General features: G+C 62.5%; 18 protein-coding genes. 9 read left to right on the top strand and 9 right to left on the bottom strand.

Annotated elements, in window-relative coordinates:
- Nucleotides 1-13: 13 nt before the first annotated feature.
- From iscR to uvrB, 4 genes are all read right to left on the bottom strand, one after another.
- The gene (iscR, locus tag C266_RS02370; protein ID WP_010807464.1) at nucleotides 14-541 is read right to left on the bottom strand and encodes a Fe-S cluster assembly transcriptional regulator IscR; all 528 of its coding nucleotides are present in this window, start codon (nucleotides 539-541) and stop codon (nucleotides 14-16) included.
- A 116-nt stretch (nucleotides 542-657) separates the two neighbouring features.
- Nucleotides 658-2,769, bottom strand: coding sequence for a site-specific recombinase (locus C266_RS02375; RefSeq protein WP_010807465.1), 2,112 nt, complete (start codon nucleotides 2,767-2,769; stop codon nucleotides 658-660).
- 195 nt (nucleotides 2,770-2,964) lie between these two features.
- Complete coding sequence (locus C266_RS02380; RefSeq protein ID WP_010807466.1) at nucleotides 2,965-3,441, bottom strand: low molecular weight protein-tyrosine-phosphatase; 477 nt, start codon at nucleotides 3,439-3,441, stop codon at nucleotides 2,965-2,967.
- 36 nt (nucleotides 3,442-3,477) lie between these two features.
- Nucleotides 3,478-5,565, bottom strand: coding sequence for an excinuclease ABC subunit UvrB (uvrB, locus tag C266_RS02385; protein WP_010807467.1), 2,088 nt, complete (start codon nucleotides 5,563-5,565; stop codon nucleotides 3,478-3,480).
- Between the two features lie 320 nt (nucleotides 5,566-5,885).
- Here uvrB and C266_RS02390 point away from each other — a divergent pair, with 320 nt between their 5' ends.
- On the top strand, nucleotides 5,886-7,085 hold the full coding sequence (locus C266_RS02390) for an amino acid aminotransferase (RefSeq protein WP_010807468.1): 1,200 nt from the start codon (nucleotides 5,886-5,888) through the stop codon (nucleotides 7,083-7,085).
- A 219-nt stretch (nucleotides 7,086-7,304) separates the two neighbouring features.
- The gene (locus C266_RS02395; protein ID WP_010807469.1) at nucleotides 7,305-8,546 is read left to right on the top strand and encodes a polyhydroxyalkanoate depolymerase; all 1,242 of its coding nucleotides are present in this window, start codon (nucleotides 7,305-7,307) and stop codon (nucleotides 8,544-8,546) included.
- Nucleotides 8,547-8,658: 112 nt separating this feature from the next.
- On the opposite strand, the gene C266_RS02400 is transcribed toward C266_RS02395, so the two are convergent.
- A complete protein-coding gene (locus tag C266_RS02400; protein WP_010807470.1) occupies nucleotides 8,659-9,297 on the bottom strand; it encodes a TetR family transcriptional regulator in 639 nt (212 codons plus the stop codon).
- Nucleotides 9,298-9,401: 104 nt separating this feature from the next.
- Between C266_RS02400 and rsxB the strand changes: the two genes are divergently transcribed.
- Together rsxB and nth are read left to right on the top strand one after the other, a co-directional pair.
- Nucleotides 9,402-10,304 carry an electron transport complex subunit RsxB gene (gene rsxB, locus C266_RS02405; RefSeq protein ID WP_010807471.1) on the top strand — a complete coding sequence of 301 codons (903 nt, stop codon included), beginning with the start codon at nucleotides 9,402-9,404 and terminating at the stop codon, nucleotides 10,302-10,304.
- A gap of 61 nt (nucleotides 10,305-10,365) precedes the next feature.
- Nucleotides 10,366-11,010, top strand: coding sequence for an endonuclease III (nth, locus tag C266_RS02410; protein WP_010807472.1), 645 nt, complete (start codon nucleotides 10,366-10,368; stop codon nucleotides 11,008-11,010).
- Nucleotides 11,011-11,130: 120 nt separating this feature from the next.
- On the opposite strand, the gene C266_RS02415 is transcribed toward nth, so the two are convergent.
- On the bottom strand, nucleotides 11,131-11,724 hold the full coding sequence (locus C266_RS02415; RefSeq protein WP_010807473.1) for a malonic semialdehyde reductase: 594 nt from the start codon (nucleotides 11,722-11,724) through the stop codon (nucleotides 11,131-11,133).
- Nucleotides 11,725-11,815: 91 nt separating this feature from the next.
- A complete protein-coding gene (locus tag C266_RS02420) occupies nucleotides 11,816-12,769 on the bottom strand; it encodes a DMT family transporter (protein WP_010807474.1) in 954 nt (317 codons plus the stop codon).
- A gap of 156 nt (nucleotides 12,770-12,925) precedes the next feature.
- Between C266_RS02420 and C266_RS02425 the strand changes: the two genes are divergently transcribed.
- Nucleotides 12,926-13,357: a DUF1841 family protein gene (locus tag C266_RS02425; RefSeq protein WP_010807475.1), complete on the top strand. Its 432-nt coding sequence runs from the start codon at nucleotides 12,926-12,928 to the stop codon at nucleotides 13,355-13,357.
- Between the two features lie 100 nt (nucleotides 13,358-13,457).
- Here the strand turns inward: C266_RS02425 and C266_RS02430 are convergent, their stop codons facing one another.
- Entirely contained in the window at nucleotides 13,458-13,871 is a 414-nt protein-coding gene (locus C266_RS02430) for a c-type cytochrome (protein WP_010807476.1), read from the bottom strand.
- Between the two features lie 25 nt (nucleotides 13,872-13,896).
- Complete coding sequence (locus C266_RS02435; RefSeq protein ID WP_010807477.1) at nucleotides 13,897-14,262, bottom strand: c-type cytochrome; 366 nt, start codon at nucleotides 14,260-14,262, stop codon at nucleotides 13,897-13,899.
- A gap of 281 nt (nucleotides 14,263-14,543) precedes the next feature.
- On the opposite strand from C266_RS02435, the gene C266_RS02440 reads away from it, so the two are divergent.
- The 4 genes from C266_RS02440 (at nucleotide 14,544) to C266_RS02455 (ending at nucleotide 18,357) form a co-directional block, all read left to right on the top strand.
- The gene (locus tag C266_RS02440) at nucleotides 14,544-15,386 is read left to right on the top strand and encodes a MoxR family ATPase (RefSeq protein WP_010807478.1); all 843 of its coding nucleotides are present in this window, start codon (nucleotides 14,544-14,546) and stop codon (nucleotides 15,384-15,386) included.
- Nucleotides 15,387-15,399: 13 nt separating this feature from the next.
- A complete protein-coding gene (locus C266_RS02445; RefSeq protein ID WP_010807479.1) occupies nucleotides 15,400-16,575 on the top strand; it encodes a VWA domain-containing protein in 1,176 nt (391 codons plus the stop codon).
- Nucleotides 16,576-16,715: 140 nt separating this feature from the next.
- Complete coding sequence (locus C266_RS02450) at nucleotides 16,716-17,912, top strand: benzoate/H(+) symporter BenE family transporter (RefSeq protein ID WP_036660974.1); 1,197 nt, start codon at nucleotides 16,716-16,718, stop codon at nucleotides 17,910-17,912.
- 106 nt (nucleotides 17,913-18,018) lie between these two features.
- Entirely contained in the window at nucleotides 18,019-18,357 is a 339-nt protein-coding gene (locus tag C266_RS02455) for a DUF2322 family protein (RefSeq protein ID WP_010807481.1), read from the top strand.
- Nucleotides 18,358-18,446: the final 89 nt, after the last annotated feature.

An 18,446-nucleotide genomic window follows, 5' to 3' on the forward strand; every position in this document is an offset into this window, starting at 1 on the left:
GCCGTGGCGCCTGTTATGAACGGGCCATATCGAAGACCGAATTGGGAATGCGCGTAGCGATGGTCTGGCTGTTGGTGCCGGACTCGCGGGTGTCGCGCAGAACGGCCTGCTGGGCCTGCTTGCTACGTTGCTGCTCGACAAGGTCGCGCAGCGAAACGGAATCGAGATACTCGACCATCTTCTGGTTGAGTGTCGCCCACAGCTCGTGCGTCATGCAGTGGCCGCGATGGCCGTCCTGGCCCTTCTCGCAGTTGCCCTTGCTGCCGCACTGGGTGGCATCGAGCGGTTCGTCGACCGCAATGATGATGTCAGCAACCGTCACTTCTTCCGCTCGACGCGCAAGGCTGTAACCGCCGCCCGGCCCGCGCACGCTCTCCACGATCTCGTGGCGGCGCAGCTTACCGAACAACTGTTCCAGGTAAGAGAGGGAAATTCGCTGACGCTGACTAATGCCCGCAAGCGTCACGGGACCCGCGTCCTGGCGCATGGCCAGGTCGATCATCGCCGTAACGGCGAAACGGCCTTTCGTGGTAAGTCTCATGATGATGCAGGGGATTAATCTCGACTATTTTCGTCAAGTATAAATTCCCTACGAATTTAGTCAAGTACTTCTGGCCCATTTTTTGCGGAAGTTCCCTCACCCGTTCGTGAAATTTCTTATTTTTCGGGACGGGCATCCATCTGCGGGGAGCGCAGAGGGAACAACAGCACCAGAGGATTGCGCAGCACGGCGCGCCAGATGGCGCGATGGATTTGCCGGCGGTCGCCCAATCGCAGTGGACGTGATCGGAGCGCCATGTGGAATGCTAACGCAAAACTGACGCCAACGTTGAGCAGGGCCATCGACCCGACACCAGCCACCGCCAGCCAAAGGGCCGAATCGTGCAGCACCGGGATGCCCAGCACCCCAATGGAGGTGGCAATCGAGCCTGTCGACAACGTCACGTGGCGCACCTCGAATGGCAGCGCGAACGCTGTCAACACGGCCGGCACCAGCCCCAGCATGAAGCCGAGGGTCAGATTCCCAAGCACAGGGGCGATGTGACGACGGCACCCATCCGCCAGCCGCGCCGCGCCATTGCGGCCGAAGACGAAGCGCAGACGCCGGTTGTAGGCCAGCACATCCCCGATGCCGTGTAGCGCGAACCAGTTGTCCGCCCAGCCCGAAATCAGACTCGAGAACCACAGCAGCACCCCGGTCAGGATCGCAAAGAGCGGTGTGACACCAAAAATCGAGAACGACGTGAGCGTCGCGTGAGCCTTTTCGGGCGAAATCGTATTCATACCCAGCGCCGCCGACACCGCCCACTGCACCAGCAGGCAGAACGGAAACACCATCGCCAGATTGCCGAAGATGGCCGCCGCCTGCGTACGCACGAGGGCGATCACCTCGCCGACGAAGGCGTCCATGCCAGCGGGCGTGTCCACGTCGTCAAGCTTGCTGGCGATGGCCGGTGCCGTCATTGCAGGCTGCTTGGTCGCCAGTGTGAAGTGGCAAAAGTGCATGAAAAGAAAGCAAAGCGCGTAGTTGGCACCGGCGAGGAAGCCCTCGACAACGGTCGGCAGGTGCATGCTCACAATCAGGAACTTCACGTAGACGGTCACCACCGTCACGAGGCCACCGCCGCAGGCCATCTTCAACATGGCGAAGTATTCGCTGCGATTGCGGGCGATGTAGTGCTCGCCCGTCTCGGCACTGCGCTCCACGACCTTGCGCGCCAGCAGTCCGAACGAGGTCCGTGCCAGTTCACCCACGCTCTGGCTCGCCCGATTCGCGCGCACCAGATCGGCGAACAGTCGCACGCGCGCCGTAGCGCGATCCTCATCGGCCTGGGTCAGCCACGCCTCGAGCAGACGCTCGAGCCGGCGAATACGCGCCTTGGCCCGCTCCACCTGAAACACGATATCCACGCTCACGCCGTTCTCGTCGAGATGCGCATACACCTGACGCGCCGCGCGGCCGCAATCGTCGAGCAATGCGCGAAACACGTTGATGTGCTGCACGAAGTGCTGTGACGGCGGCGCACCATGCGCGAACGCCTGCCCGGCATCTTCGAGTTCCTGCATGGCGCGTCCGAGCCGGTAGAACGGCGATTCGGTGGCACGCGGATATGTCAGACGGGAACGCACCGCCTGCGACAGCCCGGTCGACGCAATCTGGTCGACGAGGTGATGCATTGCGGCAAGCAGATCGTCGGCGAACGGATTCCAGTCGGCGTCGTCATCCTCGTCCTCGCCGTAATGCAGCAGCGCGATGAGATCGACCAGCAGTTCGGGGGGCATGGCGGCGATCCAATCGGCCGCGTCGCCGTCGGGGAACATGAGCGAGCACAACGCGGAGAGATCGCGTCGTGTCGGCGGCGGCGGAATCAGCGCCTTCTCGATACGCTCGACCAGCGCGCCCCAAAATCCCGGCCGCACGGGCAAGCCCGTATCGCACAGCAACGAAATCGCGTCGCTCTCGTGAATGACACTACGCAGCGTGCGAGCAACAGGCAAACGCCATGCCGGATTCCGGTCGAGCATTTGCAGCAGATAGCGCAGGCGGGTATGCGGACGATAACGCGCCGCCTCGCCCGCCTCGCGCACTTCCACTTCATTGACGAGCGCGCCACGCTTTTGCACCCAATGCGCCAATTCGATCAGCCATTGATTACGGACGGCCAGCGGCGCAGATGGGTCGGCGTGTGCAAGCAGTTCGTCGAGCTGATGGCCGGCGTGACGAGAGGCGCGCCATTTACGCCAGTACGAATTGAGCGAATTGAGCATCGATTGAAGAACGGGAGAAAAGAGACGGGAGTGCTGAGGCAAAACCGGGGATACCTAAGCATATCGTGGTCATCGAAGATCGCGCCGAACCGGCGCCACCGTACCGGTGCTGGAGCGAATGATAGCCCCACCGGCACGTGTCGCGAAAGATGTACAGCCACACCTCACGCCCCCTCCCCCGTGGGAATGCGCGTCTCAGGCGCCCTTTTTCAGTCGCGCGAGCAGGCCATCGAGACCGTCTTCAATATAGTCGAGCACGGTCTCGAAGCCTTGCGCGCCACCGTAATACGGGTCGGGGACTTCGGTGGCATCGTGACGCGCCGCAAAGTCCATCAACCGCACAATCTTGTGACGATACTCAGCCGGACAACGCGCCGTGAGTTCTGCGACATTCGCGTCGTCCATCGCCACGATCCAGTCGAAGTGCGCGAAGTCGCCAGTTTCGACGCGACGCGCCCGCAGTTCGCTTAAATCGTAGCCGCGCCGTTGCGCCGCCGCCTGCGTGCGGGCATCGGGCGCATGGCCGATGTGATAGCTATGCGTGCCGGCCGAATCGACAACGATCAGATCCGCCAGCCCGGCCTCGACCAGACGATGACGAAAAATGCCGTCGGCGCTGGGCGAACGGCAGATGTTGCCCATGCAAACAAAAAGAACGGAGGCGTGATTCATTGCGTTATCCAGACGTTGCGCCGTGCAAGGCGGCCATCAGATCTTCGGCCCCAGCTCCGCCTCGCTCGCGCCGTCGGTCCCGAACACCAGCGCCTTGACGTGCAGCAATTGATCGCGCACCTTGGCAGCCTTCTCGAATTCCAGGTTCCGGGCGTGTTCCTGCATCTGCTTCTCGAGCTTCTTGATCTCGCGCGCCAGTTGCTTTTCCGACATGTCCTGGTAGTGCGCCTGCTCCTTGGCCTCGGCCAGTTCCGCCTTGGCATCCTGCGGATCGTAAACACCGTCGATGATGTCCTTGATGCGCTTCTTCACCCCCGTCGGCACGATGCCATTCGCCTCGTTGTGCGCCATCTGCTTGGCACGGCGACGCTCCGTCTCGCTGATCGCACGCTTCATCGAGTCGGTCATCTTGTCGCCGTACAGGATGGCCGTTCCATTGACGTTGCGCGCCGCACGCCCGATCGTCTGAATCAATGACCGCTCGGCGCGCAGAAAACCTTCCTTGTCCGCGTCGAGAATCGCCACGAGCGACACCTCCGGAATATCCAGCCCCTCGCGCAGCAAGTTGATCCCGACCAGTACGTCGAATGCGCCCAAGCGCAAATCGCGGATGATCTCTACGCGTTCGACGGTATCGATGTCGCTATGCAAATAACGGACCTTCACACCGTTATCGGACAGATACTCGGTGAGTTGCTCCGCCATACGCTTCGTGAGCGTGGTGACGAGCACGCGCTCTCCCACCGCCACTCGCTTGTTGATTTCCGTGAGGACGTCGTCCACCTGCGTACGTGCCGGACGCACCATGATGATCGGATCGATCAGCCCGGTCGGACGCACCACCTGCTCCACCACCTGGCCCGTGCGCTTGGCCTCGTAATCTGCCGGGGTTGCGGAGACGAAGATCGCCTGACGCATCTTGCGTTCGTACTCGGCAAATTTGAGCGGGCGGTTGTCCAGCGCCGACGGCAGACGAAAGCCGTAGTTGACGAGATTTTCCTTGCGCGCCCGGTCGCCGTTGTACATGCCGTTGAACTGCCCGATGAGGACGTGCGACTCGTCGAGAAACATCAGCGCGTCGGGCGGCAAATAGTCCACAAGCGTCGGCGGCGGCTCGCCCGGCGCGGCGCCGGACAAATGCCGCGAATAGTTCTCGATGCCCTTGCAGAAACCCAGCTCCTGCAACATCTCCAGATCGAACCGGGTGCGTTGCTCCAGCCGCTGCGCCTCGACCAGCTTGCTTTCCTTGTAAAAGAAATCGAGCCGGTCGCGCAATTCGGCCTTGATCGTCTCGATGGCGCGCAGCACCGTATCTCGCGGGGTCACGTAGTGTGAGGACGGATACACCGTGAATCGTGGCACTTTCTGCCGCACGCGCCCGGTGAGCGGGTCGAAGAGTTGCAGCGTGTCGACTTCGTCGTCGAACAGCTCGACGCGCAACGCCAGTTCGGCGTGCTCCGCCGGAAAGATATCAATGGTGTCGCCGCGCACACGGAACGTACCCCGTCCGAAGTCCGTTTCGTTGCGCGTGTATTGCATAGCGATCAGTCGCGCGATGACGTCGCGCTGGCCCATCTTGTCGCCCTGACGCACCGTCAGAATCATCTGGTGGTATTCGGTCGGATTCCCGATACCGTAGATGGCGGAGACGGTGGCCACGATCACCACATCGCGGCGCTCCAGCAGGCTCTTCGTCGCCGAAAGACGCATCTGCTCGATGTGTTCGTTGACGGACGAATCCTTCTCGATGAAGAGATCGCGCTGCGGCACATACGCTTCCGGCTGGTAATAGTCGTAGTACGAGACGAAATACTCCACCGCATTTCGCGGGAAGAATTCTCGGAACTCCGAGTAAAGCTGGGCGGCAAGCGTCTTGTTAGGCGCAAACACGATGGCCGGGCGGCCAAGCCGTGCGATCACGTTCGCCATCGTGAACGTCTTGCCCGAACCGGTCACGCCGAGCAACGTCTGGAACGCGAGCCCGTCCTCCACGCCTTCGGTCAACTGCGCAATGGCCGCGGGCTGATCGCCGGCGGCCGGGAACGGGCAATAGAGTTGGTAGGGAGAATCCGGGAACGTCAGGAACTTGCTTTCGTCGAGGTCGTGTTCAGCCGCAGGGGTCATGGCGGGGGTGCGAGCATGAGAGACGTAATTTGGCATTCTAGCGCGTCGGACGATTCCCTGAGTTCGATGGGTGACAACGGGGTCATCGGCAGCACACTCGGCAACCTGCGGCGAAGTCGCACGGTTCACCTTGCTCAGACTTCGTCAAATTCTGGCAATCCGTGGCAGTTTTCGTGTCGAAATCGCATGAATTCACGCTTTGCGAAGCGGCGTTTACCACAAGCGCAGGCAATCTTCGCTAAAATACCCCGTTGGGCCGATCCCGCGTAAGTGGCGGCCGACCCGCTGCATTTTCCTTCTACCTGCCTCGAGCCGTCGAAATGACTCTCTTCTCCGCTGTCGAACTCGCCCCGCGCGACCCCATCCTTGGCCTGAACGAAGCCTACAACGCCGATCACCGTACCGAAAAAGTGAATCTGGGTGTGGGCGTGTATTTCAATGCGGAAGGCAAGCTGCCCCTGCTCAAGGCCGTGAAAGCAGCGGAAGAACAACGCGTCGCCGCGGGTCTGCCGCGCGGCTATCTGCCGATCGAAGGCATTGCCGCGTACGACAAGGCCGTGCAGGAAATGCTGTTCGGCAAGGATTCCCCCGTGCTGGCCGAAGGCCGCGTGATCACCGCCCAGGCACTGGGCGGCACGGGCGCCCTCAAGATTGGCGCCGACTTCCTCAAGCAACTTAACCCGAACGCCACCGTCGCCATCAGCGACCCGAGCTGGGAAAACCACCGTGCCCTGTTCACGCAAGCCGGCTTCAACGTCGTCTCGTACCCGTATTACGATGCCGAATCGCACGGCGTGAACCTGCCGGGCATGCTCGACATGCTCGGCAAGGAACCGGAAGGCACCATCGTCGTGCTGCACGCTTGCTGCCACAACCCGACGGGCGTTGACCTGACGATGGACCAGTGGGCGCAGGTGGTGGAAGTCGTGAAGGCCCGCAAGCTGGTGCCGTTCCTTGACATCGCCTACCAGGGCTTCGGCGACGGCATCGACGCCGACGCCGCCGTGGTGCGCCTGTTCGCAGCCGCCGGCCTGAACTTCTTCGTGTCCAGCTCGTTCTCCAAGTCGTTCTCGCTGTATGGCGAACGTGTCGGCGCCCTGTCCATCGTGACGGGCAGCAAGGACGAATCGACCCGCGTGCTCTCGCAACTCAAGCGCGTGATCCGCACCAACTACTCGAACCCGCCGACGCACGGCGGCTCGGTCGTCGCCGCCGTGCTGGGCAACCCCGAACTGCGCGCCATGTGGGAAGAGGAACTGGCCGAAATGCGCGAGCGCATCCGCGCCATGCGTCTGACACTGGTCGAGAAGCTGCGCGCCCATGGCGTGCAACGCGATTTCTCGTTCGTGATCAAGCAACGCGGCATGTTCTCTTACTCAGGCCTCACCGCCGATCAGGTCGAGCGTCTTCGTGAAGAGTTCGGCATCTATGCCGTGAGCACGGGCCGTATCTGCGTGGCCGCGCTCAACGACAAGAACATCGACGTCGTCGCTTCGGCCATCGCCAAAGTGCTGCGCTGATCGCCGCTGGCGTCATCGATGAAAAGCCCGCCCCATCCGGCGGGCTTTTTTTGCTCCTCGTTTGTTGCACCGCAGCAACGATAGTTAATAACAATCGGCGGAATAAGCTAAAACTATAGCGATGATGCGGAAATGCCATATATCAGGGTTATGCTGCGTTGCACCGCCGCGATAAACGGTTGCATAATTCCCTACATCATCCGCCCCAGGGCACATAACATGCTGTATCAGATTCATGAGTACAACCGCGCGTGGCTGAATCCCCTCACGACGTGGGCTAAGGCGGCTGCGACGACTTTCGTCAACCCGGGCAGCCTGCTTGCCATGATGCCGGGCGCACCCCGCATCGCCGCCGGATACGAATTGCTGTATCGGCTCGGCAAGGACTACGAAAAACCCGAATTCAATATCAAGGCAGTCGAAGTCGACGGTCATAACATCCCCGTCGTGGAAATGACGGCGATGGAGAAACCGTTCTGCCGCTTGCTGCGATTCAAGCGATACGCGGACGACGCGAGCGCCGTGGGGCAACTCAAGGACGATCCGGTCGTGCTGGTGGTGGCTCCGCTGTCGGGGCACCACGCCACGCTGTTGCGCGACACCGTCACGACGCTGCTCAAGGACCACAAGGTCTATATCACCGACTGGGTCGATGCACGCATGGTGCCGCTTGAAGACGGCGAGTTCCATCTGGACGACTACGTCGCGTACATCCAGGATTTCATTCGCCACATCGGCGCGGAAAATCTGCACGTCATTTCGGTGTGCCAGCCCACCGTGCCGGTGCTTGGCGCCATCTCGCTCATGGCCTCGAACGGCGAAAAGACGCCCAAGACCATGACGATGATGGGTGGCCCGATCGATGCGCGCAAGAGCCCGACGTCGGTCAACTCGCTCGCGACGAACAAGTCCTACGAGTGGTTCGAGAATCATGTGATCCATCCGGTGCCGGCCAACTATCCGGGTTCGGGCCGATTGGTCTATCCAGGGTTCCTGCAGCACGCCGGGTTCGTCGCCATGAATCCGGATCGCCATGTGAAGTCGCACTGGGACTTCTATCTCGACCTGATGCGTGGCGACAACGACGATGCCGACTCGCATCGCCGGTTCTACGACGAGTACAACGCCGTGCTCGACATGGCGGCCGAGTACTACCTCGACACGATCAAGACCGTGTTCCAGGACTTCAGCCTCGCGCGTGGCACGTGGGATGTGGCAGGCCAGCGTGTCCGTCCGCAGGACATCAAGACGACTGCGCTCTTCACCATCGAGGGCGAGCTGGACGACATCTCGGGCAGCGGTCAGACGCAGGCGGCACACGAGCTGTGCACCGGCATCCCGGTCAAGCGCCGGGCGCATTTCACCGCGCCGTCGTGCGGCCATTACGGGATCTTCTCCGGCAGCCGCTGGCGCAACGTGATCTATCCGCAGATTCGCGACTTCATCGCGAAGCACGCCTGAACGGCATTCGTTTTTTTCGACTGCCATACCAAAACCGCCGCGTGGGCTCAGGCCCACGCGGCGGTTTTGTTTTTGACTGACAGCGCGGCTAATGCAGACCGCAGCGCTCAGATCATCGCATTCGTAGCGAATCCAGCAGCATTTGTGTATTGAACGCGGAGTGCGTCTTGCGCGAATCGGCGGCCATCATGTCGCGCCCCATCACGATCGAGAGCGTATGACGGTTCGACATCACGTAATAGCCCATGGCCGAGATCGTCACGTACAGATCCACAGGGTCCACGCCCAGGCGGATTTCGCCACTGGCCTCACCTCGCTTGAGCGTCTGTGTGAGCAACTCGATAATCGGCGAGACCTGCTGACGAATCTCCGTCGACTGACGCATCGACTTCGCTTCGTGCAGATTCTCGTTGTTGATGAGCTGAATCAGTTCCGGATGATCGGTGTAATAGTCCCACACGAAGTGAGCCAGTTCGGCCACGGCGTCGAGCGGGGCAAGCACATCGAGCTTCAGCGCGTGTTCCGCACGGTTAAATTCACCGTAGACCTCTTCGAGCACGGCCAGATAGAGCTGGTCCTTGTTGCCGAAGTAGTAATACAGCATGCGCTCATTGATATCCGCTCGGCGCGCGATGCTGTCCACGCGCGCACCGCTCGAACCACGTTCGGCAAACTCCTCGATCGCAGCGGCAAGAATGCGCTGTCGGGTGCGTTCGGGGTCCCGTTTGATCTTGGTTTCTGGTGTCGTCATGATCGGACGGTCGTTCTCAACCGGCGGAATTATGGCACAACGGTTTCAGTGTTTCTGCAAAATGCAGGATAATTCGACTTTCCGCCGAATCCCCCACTAAAGACGTGTCCGAAGTCAGCGCGCTCGCGCAGCGCATCGATGCCCTATTGCCCCAGACGCAGTGCACCAAGTGCGGTTACGCAGGGTGCCGTCCGTATGCCGACGCCATCGCCAGCGGGCAAGCCAGCTATAACCAGTGCCCGCCGGGTGGTGCCGAGGGCGTGGCGCGTCTCGCCAGGCTGCTCGACCGCCCCGTGATTCCGCTCAATCCGGAGAATGGTGCAGAGCGTCCCCGCCCGCGCGCCGTCATCGACGAATCGCTGTGTATCGGCTGCACGCTCTGCATGCAGGCCTGCCCTGTCGACGCCATCGTGGGTGCCGCCAAGTTGATGCACACGGTCATCGAAGACCGCTGCACGGGCTGCGACCTGTGTGTGCCGCCCTGCCCCGTCGACTGCATCGACATGGTGCCGGTCACCGGCGAGCGCACCGGTTGGCAGGCCTGGTCGCAGGCACAGGCCGACGAGGCCCGCTCGCATTTCGAGGCTCATCAGGCACGCCTCGAGAAGGAAAAGGCGCAACGTGAAGCGCGCCTGGCAGCGCGCGCGGCCCGCGTCGCACCAGGCGCGCCCGCTTCCGCGCCCGGTGCATCGCAAGCCACCGAGACACTGACGACGGCTTCGCCGGTTTCATCGGGTGGCACACAGACACCGGATTCCCCGCCAGCGCTCGATGAGGCGGCCGCCGCAGCCCGCAAGCAGGCCATCATTCAGGCCGCGTTGGCGCGCGCACGTCAGAAGAAAGCCACGTTGGCCGCCGAAGGGCTTGGCCCGAAAAATACGGAGAATGTCTCTGCTGCCGTGCAGGCGCAGATCGACGAAGCCGAAGCACGCCGCAAGCGGCTGGGTCTTGCGACCGACAATGACGCGCCTCCCCCGGATACCCCTGACACCTCGGGCAAGGCCTAGACGCGCGGCTGCACGCCCCGTCCACCAACAACAGACCGCCCAACCCCTCGCGCCACCCGCCATGAACGACGCCAAACGCCGTGCCCTGTTCGAGACGCTGCAACAACTCAATCCGCATCCGACAACGGAGCTGGAGTACACGTCGCCGTTCGAATTGCTGATCGCCGTGCTGCTCTCGGCACAGGCGACCGACGTCTCCGTGAACAAAGCCACTCGCAAGCTTTACGCGGTGGCGAACACGCCGGCGAAGATGCTCGCGCTCGGCGAGGCGGGGGTGTCCGATTACATCAAGACGATCGGCCTGTACCGCACGAAGGCCAAGAACGTCATTGCGACGTGTCAGTTGCTGCTCGATCGGCACGGCGGTGAGGTGCCTCGCTCGCGTGAGGCCCTCGAAGCACTGCCGGGCGTCGGCCGGAAGACGGCGAACGTGGTGCTCAACACCGCGTTCGGCGAGGATACGATTGCCGTCGATACGCACATCTTCCGCGTGGCGAACCGAACGGGCCTCGCGCCCGGTAAGGACCCGCTGGCGGTGGAACTGGCGCTCGAACGCGTCACCCCGCGCGAATTCAAACACGACGCGCATCACTGGCTCATCCTGCACGGCCGCTATGTGTGCAAGGCGCGCAAGCCCGAGTGCTGGCATTGCGCCATCGAACCGCTGTGCGACTTCCGGCCCAAAACGCCCGCACCGAAGGCCTGATCCGCCCCCTCCCCAGACAAACGCAAACACCTTGAACGACAACGGGCGGTCCCGGCATCGGGACCGCCCGTCTTATTTGGCGCGCCGTAATAACATCCTCGGCGCGTCGCGTGTCCGGCTTTAAATGATGCGGGCTGCCTCGTCGAACGACAGACGCGGATTGCGCGGGAACAGCTTGTCGTGATCGCCGTACCCCAGATTACAGATGAAGTTGACACGCCAGTCAGTGCCGGCGAAGAACGTGTCGTTGACCTTCTGTGCGTCGAAACCGGCCATCGGGCCGCAATCGAGGCCCAGCGCGCGGGCGGCAAGAATGAAGTAACCGCCTTGCAGCGAGCTGTTCATATGTGCAGCGCCAGCGGCCTTCGCAGCATCGCCCGAGAACATCGGCACCATCTTCTCGGCCCCATTCGGGAACAGCTTGGGCAGATGTTCGTAGAACTTCAGGTCGAATGCGACGATGGCCGTCACGGGCGCCGTGCGGGTCTTGTCGACGTTACCCGGCGCCATGCATTCGAGCAGCTTGGCCTTCGCTTCTGCACTCTTCACGAAGACGATGCGCGCGGGCGTGGTGTTGGCCGACGTCGGGCCCCATTTCATGAGGTCGTACAGCTCGTGCAACGTTTCGTCGCTGACAGGCTTGTCGAGCCACACATTGTGCGTGCGGGCGTGGGTGAATAGTTGGGCGATAGCTTCTTTGGCAATACTGCTCATGACGATAGACCTCGGCAGATGAATGGCGAACGATGCGCGATTGTACCGTCGCCATGCAACACGCGCTGACGCGATAAAAATCCCCGCGAGTTCAGGCGTTTGCAGACGCGCCGCGTGCCCCGCGCGCCGATAGCCAGACCACCCCGGCCAGAATCAGCACGCCGCCGACAAGCTGCGGCGCAGTGAGCGTTTCACCCAGCAGCACGGCGGCGAGCAGCACCGTGACCACCGGCTCCAGCGTCGAGAGCATCGAGGCGCGCCCTGCCCCGAGACGCTGCAGTCCGGCGAAGAACGTCAGAATGGCAATGACCGTCGAACACACCGCGATGGCAACGAGCGCCGCCCAGCCCCCGAACCCGGCCGGCCACCGCAACGGCAACCCCTGCGACATACGCACTGCGGCCATCGCACCGAAGGAGATGGTTGCCGCCAGACAGACGAGCGCGGCGGTGGCACGGGCATCGACGCCCTTCGTCAGCCTCGCCCCCACCACGATATAGCCCGAATAGATCAGTGCCGAGGCCACGGCCAGCACCATGCCAAGCGGCTGCCCGTGCCCGCCGCCAACCGTGAGCGCGGTGCCAAGCGAGCAGAGCACGAGTGCGCCCAGCTTCACGGGCGTCAGGCGCTCATGCAGAAAGATGGCCGCCAGTATTGTCACGAACACCGGGTAGAGATAAAGCAGCAGCGCGACCAGCGACGCCTGCGCGTACTGCAATGCACCGAAGAAGCAAAGCGACTGGCCGACGTAGCCGATGCCGCCCATGAGCACAATGCCAAGCACACGGCGGCGCGACGGGAAGCGCACTCGCTGCAACCGGCACCAGACCAGCAGCAGGATGGCGGCCACGAAGAAGCGAAACAGCAGCATCGCGAAGATATCCGCACCAGAGGCCGTGGCCGCTCGCGCAAAGATGGCCATGGCGCCGAATGCGGATGCCGACACGGCAATCAATGCGACGCCGATCCAGGCCGAAGGCGGGGGCGCCGAGTGCGTGATGGGGGTGTCGCCGGTGGCGGCCGGCACGCGGGGGCTTTGCGACATGATTGGGAAAATTGAGCGACAATACGGCCAGTTTTCATGCGATATCGGCGTGTTCCGCCACTACGGCTCGCCCGGCGCACTGCGGCCATCGATCCGCCATTGTAGTCATGGGATGGCGCGCCGCAAGATGCCTCACCCGAACCCCACGGAGTCCCCATGTTCAATCCGAGCCGCGACGAAGTCCGGCAATTCTTCTGCACCACCTGGCAAAAGCAGCGCAGCGGCAGCATCCTCACGCCGCTCGAGACGATTGCCGCCGACTGGATCCACGAACATCCCGAGTATCACGACGCCCTGTCCGACACCGAAGAAGCCAGCGCCCGCGATTACTCGCCCGAAGCCGGGCAGACCAACCCGTTCCTGCATCTGTCGATGCATCTGGCGATCAGCGAGCAGGTCTCCATCGATCAGCCGCCGGGCATTCGTGCCGCGTACGAAAAGCTGACCCAGCGCCTCGACTCGCCGCATGACGCACAGCACCGCATCATGGAATGCCTGGGGCAAACGCTCTGGGAGGCGCAACGCACCGGTCAGCCGCCGGACTCCGATGCCTATCTGCAGCGCATCGAGCAGCAAGCGTCGCGTTGAGCGAAGACAGGCACGAACCCGACCCGCAAGCGAAGACACCAAAGCAGACGACGGTTGCCCTTGGCGCAACCGTCGTTTTTTTATGCCGGTGCCGGACCGCTCACTTCTTCGTCACGAGATCGCCGGGCAGCGATTCGATATAGGCCGAAATATCCTTGAGTTCCTGCGAGGTGAACGGACGCGGCTTGCCGTCCTTACCGAGCGTCGCGGGATTGGACATGACCTGCGTCTTCATGATCGCGTTACTGCGGCCAAATACCAGACTGGTTTCGTTCTGATAGGCACGCAGCGCGTTATACACGTAGTCTGCATATTGCCCCGCCAGCTTGGGATACTCCGGCGTGATCGGCGCGTTCAGATTGGCGCCGTGGCAGCTTACGCACATGCCTTTGTCGACGAGCGCTTTGCCGTTGGCGATATTGCCGGCGGCGTACGCCGGGCTGGCGCCACCCGCGAGCATGGTGCCGAGCGCCAGGGATGCCGCAACGGCGGCCTTTACCATCGAATGCTTCATCGTGTTCTCCTCAGCCACGCACGTTTTACTTCTGGGGATTGACCGGCGTCGACGCCGATTGCGCCGCGTAGTACGCGGCAATGTCGACGATGTCCTGATCGGTCAACGTGGCTGCGATGCCATGCATCGTCTGGAACTTGCGGTCGCCCTTCGCGTACTCCTTCAGCGCGTTTTCGATGTACTTCGCATTCTGTCCGCCGATCCGGGGCACGTGATACACCTCGGGAAATGCGGTGCGATAGTCGGGAATGCCGTGGCAGCCGATACACATGGCCACCTTGTCCTTTGCCGCGTCCAGATTGGGCTTGAGTTCGGCCGCGTGAAGCGCGCCAAGCGACGTGAGCGACGTGCTGCCAAGCGCCAGCGCCATCATGGTGAGGAACTTTTTCATGGTCTTCTTGGGAACGTTTTTGGTTGGAATACCGGCCCGCAACACGCAGATCGACGTCCCGACTCCAAGGCCGCCGACCTGTGAAAAAAGCAATCGATTGTAACCCACACCTCCGCCCCCGGAAACTCGGGGCTGACCCGCACAGTTCTCCGAAGTTTTTCCGCAAGCCCTTGATGCAAAGACAGATTTTGACTGTCACGGCGAAGCTCATGCGCAATGTCTTATACTGAACTTTTTCCCTGCCCGGCCGGTTGGCCGGCTGTTTGCGGACGGCACAGACAATGCGCTTCGAAGGCTCTTCCCAGTACGTCGCCACCGACGACCTCAAGCTCGCCGTGAACGCGGCGGCCACGCTGCAACGACCACTGCTCATCAAGGGCGAACCCGGCACCGGCAAGACCATGCTCGCGGAGGAAGTCGCCGCCGCGCTCGATATGCCATTGCTGCAATGGCATGTGAAGTCCACGACAAAAGCCCAGCAAGGGTTGTACGAGTACGACGCCGTCTCGCGTCTGCGCGATTCGCAACTGGGCGACGAGCGGGTGCGCGACATCGCGAACTACATCGTCAAGGGCGTGCTCTGGCAGGCCTTCGAGGCCGATCATCCCGTCGTGCTGCTCATCGACGAAATCGACAAGGCCGACATCGAGTTCCCCAACGACTTGCTGCGCGAACTCGACCGCATGGAGTTCTACGTCTACGAGACGCGCCAGCTCGTGAAAGCGCGCCACCGGCCGCTCGTCATCATCACGTCGAACAACGAGAAAGAACTGCCTGACGCCTTCCTGCGCCGCTGCTTCTTCCACTACATCAAATTCCCCGATCCCGCGACGATGCAGTCGATCATCGACGCGCATTTCCCGAACATTCGCCGCGAACTGGTGGGTGCCGCAATGGCGACGTTCTTCGAGGTGCGCGAGATTCCGGGGCTCAAGAAAAAGCCGTCGACGTCGGAGCTTATCGACTGGCTCAAGCTGTTGATGGCCGAGGAAATCGGCCCCGAAGCGTTGCGCAGCGCCGATAACAAGCTGGCGATCCCGCCGCTTGCAGGCGCCCTGGTCAAGAACGAACAGGACATGCATCTGTTCGAGCGCCTCGTCTTCATGAACCGCGCCAACCGGTAAGCGCGCCACCGTCATGCTGATCGACTTCTTCTACACCTTGCGCGCGGCGAAACTGCCGGTCTCGGTCAAGGAATACCTGACGTTGCTCGAAGCGCTGCACCGTCAGGTGATCGCGCCCTCGCTCGACGAGTTCTACTATCTGGCGCGCCTCTCGCTCATCAAGGACGAGAAGCACTACGACAAGTTCGATCAGGCGTTCGGTGCGTATTTCAAAGGCGTGCAGCAAATTGTCGACGCCTCGGGCGAGGTGCCGCTCGAGTGGCTCGAGAAGCGCATGCAGCGTGAGTTGTCCCCCGAAGACCGCGCGCGCATTCAGGCGCTGGGCGGGATCGACAAGCTCATGGAGCGGCTCAGGCAACTGTTCGACGAGCAGAAAGGCCGCCACGAAGGCGGGAACAAATGGATCGGCACGGGCGGCACGTCGCCATTCGGCAACGGCGGCTTCAATCCGGAAGGCATCCGCATCGGCGGCGAGAGCAACGGCAACCGCACGGCGGTGAAGGTGTGGGATCAACGCACCTATCGCGACTACGACGACACCGTCGAACTCGGCACCCGCAACATCAAAGTCGCGCTGCGGCGCCTGCGCAAGTTTGCGCGCGAGGGGGCGGTGCAGGAGCTGGATCTCGACGACACGATTCGCTCGACGGCGGCCAACGCCGGCTGGCTCGACCTGAAACTGGTGCCGGAGCGTCACAACAACGTGAAGGTGCTGATGCTGCTCGACGTCGGCGGCTCGATGGACGACCACATCGCACGTACCGAAGAGTTGTTTTCGGCGGCGAAATCCGAATTCAAGCATCTCGAGTTCTACTACTTCCACAACTGTGTCTACGACTATCTGTGGCGGCAGAATCGACGCCGTCACAACGAACGCTTCGAGACGTGGGACGTGCTGCGCAAGTACCCGGCCGACTACAAGCTGATCTTCGTGGGCGATGCCACGATGAGTCCGTACGAGGTGCTGCAACCGGGCGGCTCGGTCGAGTACAACAACAAGGAAGCCGGCGCCGTGTGGCTGCGCCGCTTCATCGACCGCTTCCCGCATCACGCATGGCTCAATCCGGAGCCCGAGCCGATATGGCAATATCGTCAGTCGATCTCGGTCATCCGGCAGCTCTTTGCAGGCCGCATGTATCCGATGACGCTGGCCGGACTGGAATCGGCCATGCGCGTGCTGAGCAAGTGAGCCCGAACCCAAACCGCCCAACCTCATCACCGCAGATCAAACGCCCGGCCCGAGACTGCCGGCGGCATGTCTCGCCACCCGGCATCGCGTAACGTGGCGCAGCATCACAATAACAACGCAACGAGAGGCCCCCTTCCACCATGACGTCCAGCACCACTCCCTTGCCCCCCCTTCGGCCATTGGCGGATACGTCGCCGTCGGCGATCGTCGCCGGCTTCGTGGCCATGATGACGGGCTACACCAGTTCGCTCGTTCTCATGTTCCAGGCCGGACAGGCCGCCCACCTCAGCGCTGCGCAGATTTCGTCATGGATCTGGGCGCTCTCGATCGGCATGGGCGTGACGACCATCGGGCTATCGCTGCGCTATCGCACTCCGGTGGTCATCGCGTGGTCGACGCCGGGCGCTGCCCTGCTGATTACCTCGCTGCCCGGCGTGCCCTATGGCGAAGCCATCGGCGCGTTCATCGTCTGCAATGCGCTCATCGCCCTGTGCGGGCTCACGGGCGGCTTCGAGACGATCATGCGCCGCGTGCCGCCCGCGCTGGCGTCGGCGCTGCTCGCCGGAATTCTGTTTCGCATCGGGCTGGAAATCTTCGTCGCGGCCCAGCATCAGACGGCGCTCGTGCTCTCGATGTTCTTCACGTATCTCGTCGTCAAGCGCTTTGCGTCGCGCTACGCGATTCTGCTCGCGCTGATCGTGGGCACGACGGTCGCGGGCGGGCTCGGCCTGCTCGACTTCAGTCACTTCGACGTCTCGCTCGCCAAGCCCGTGTGGACCACGCCGTCGTTCTCCCTATCGGCGACGGTCAGCATCGCGATCCCGTTGTTCGTGGTGGCGATGGCGTCGCAAAACGTACCCGGTCTGGCCGTGCTTCGCGCAGACGGCTACAAAGTGCCGGCGTCGCCGCTCATTTCGACAACGGGCATCGCGTCGGTACTGCTCGCGCCGTTCGGCTCGCACGGCATTCATCTGGCAGCCATCACCGCCGCCATCTGCACCGGACGCGAAGCGCACGAAGATCCGGCCAAGCGTTACACCGCCGCCGTGTGGTCGGGCGTGTTCTATCTGATCGCCGGCACGTTCGGGGCGACCATCGCCGCCCTGTTCGCCGCCTTCCCGAAGGCGCTGGTGGTCTCGATCGCCGCCCTCGCCCTGTTCGGCTCGATCATGAACGGTCTGGCCAATGCCATGCACGACACGAAGCAACGCGAAGCCGCGCTCATCACGTTCATGGTGACGGCCTCGGGCCTGACGCTGCTGTCCATCGGCTCGGCGTTCTGGGGATTGATCGCGGGCGTGCTCACGCTGGCGATCCTGCAATGGCGGCGTGCATGATTGGCGTGTGAACGCGCCAGCAAGCCCCGCGGGCCGAGGTGATACCATTCGGCCCGCACCGTTTTTTCGAATTCAACGTAACCGCAGGAGCAGCGCAACCATGGCAGTGATCGAACCGACCCCGGTCTTCAAGGACAACCTCGCACAGATGGCCGCCATCGGCAGCATCGAGGGCATCGCTCGTATCGAACTGCGCGACGGCAAGGGCGCGGTCGTGGCGACCATCGAGAACGCACCGGGCAAGCAAGGCTCGCTCGCCGTGTACCACTATCTCAAGCAGGCCTTCGGCACGCTCGACGCCAAGGCTGCCGAGCACGGCCTGACCGTCTTCGGCGAGCACACCGCCGACGCGCGCCACCGTCCGGGCGCGCATCCGAACGTCGACCGCCTGCTGGCCATCGTGGCCGGCGGCGAAGCGCTGAGCATCAACGAAATCGCGGCCTGAGACAGCGGTTCGCGTCGCGCCAAAAGAAAAGCCAGCCTCTCGGCTGGCTTTTCTACGTCTCCTGCGCGCGCATCGTGCGGCGCAGGTTG

The sequence above is a fragment of the Pandoraea sp. SD6-2 genome (assembly GCF_000389825.1).
Taxonomy (GTDB): domain Bacteria; phylum Pseudomonadota; class Gammaproteobacteria; order Burkholderiales; family Burkholderiaceae; genus Pandoraea; species Pandoraea communis.

Bases quoted from the DNA above. Each gene is read 5' to 3' on its own strand.
- iscR (WP_010807464.1), bottom strand. From the start codon at position 541: ATGAGACTTACCACGAAAGGCCGTTTCGCCGTTACGGCGATGATCGAC.
- C266_RS02390 (WP_010807468.1), top strand. From the start codon at position 5,886: ATGACTCTCTTCTCCGCTGTCGAACTCGCCCCGCGCGACCCCATCCTT.
- C266_RS02380 (WP_010807466.1), bottom strand. From the start codon at position 3,441: ATGAATCACGCCTCCGTTCTTTTTGTTTGCATGGGCAACATCTGCCGT.
- uvrB (WP_010807467.1), bottom strand. From the start codon at position 5,565: ATGACCCCTGCGGCTGAACACGACCTCGACGAAAGCAAGTTCCTGACG.
- nth (WP_010807472.1), top strand. From the start codon at position 10,366: ATGAACGACGCCAAACGCCGTGCCCTGTTCGAGACGCTGCAACAACTC.
- C266_RS02420 (WP_010807474.1), bottom strand. From the start codon at position 12,769: ATGTCGCAAAGCCCCCGCGTGCCGGCCGCCACCGGCGACACCCCCATC.
- C266_RS02450 (WP_036660974.1), top strand. From the start codon at position 16,716: ATGACGTCCAGCACCACTCCCTTGCCCCCCCTTCGGCCATTGGCGGAT.
- C266_RS02445 (WP_010807479.1), top strand. From the start codon at position 15,400: ATGCTGATCGACTTCTTCTACACCTTGCGCGCGGCGAAACTGCCGGTC.
- C266_RS02435 (WP_010807477.1), bottom strand. From the start codon at position 14,262: ATGAAAAAGTTCCTCACCATGATGGCGCTGGCGCTTGGCAGCACGTCG.
- C266_RS02425 (WP_010807475.1), top strand. From the start codon at position 12,926: ATGTTCAATCCGAGCCGCGACGAAGTCCGGCAATTCTTCTGCACCACC.
- C266_RS02415 (WP_010807473.1), bottom strand. From the start codon at position 11,724: ATGAGCAGTATTGCCAAAGAAGCTATCGCCCAACTATTCACCCACGCC.
- C266_RS02400 (WP_010807470.1), bottom strand. From the start codon at position 9,297: ATGACGACACCAGAAACCAAGATCAAACGGGACCCCGAACGCACCCGA.
- C266_RS02440 (WP_010807478.1), top strand. From the start codon at position 14,544: ATGCGCTTCGAAGGCTCTTCCCAGTACGTCGCCACCGACGACCTCAAG.
- C266_RS02430 (WP_010807476.1), bottom strand. From the start codon at position 13,871: ATGAAGCATTCGATGGTAAAGGCCGCCGTTGCGGCATCCCTGGCGCTC.
- C266_RS02375 (WP_010807465.1), bottom strand. From the start codon at position 2,769: ATGCTCAATTCGCTCAATTCGTACTGGCGTAAATGGCGCGCCTCTCGT.
- C266_RS02395 (WP_010807469.1), top strand. From the start codon at position 7,305: ATGCTGTATCAGATTCATGAGTACAACCGCGCGTGGCTGAATCCCCTC.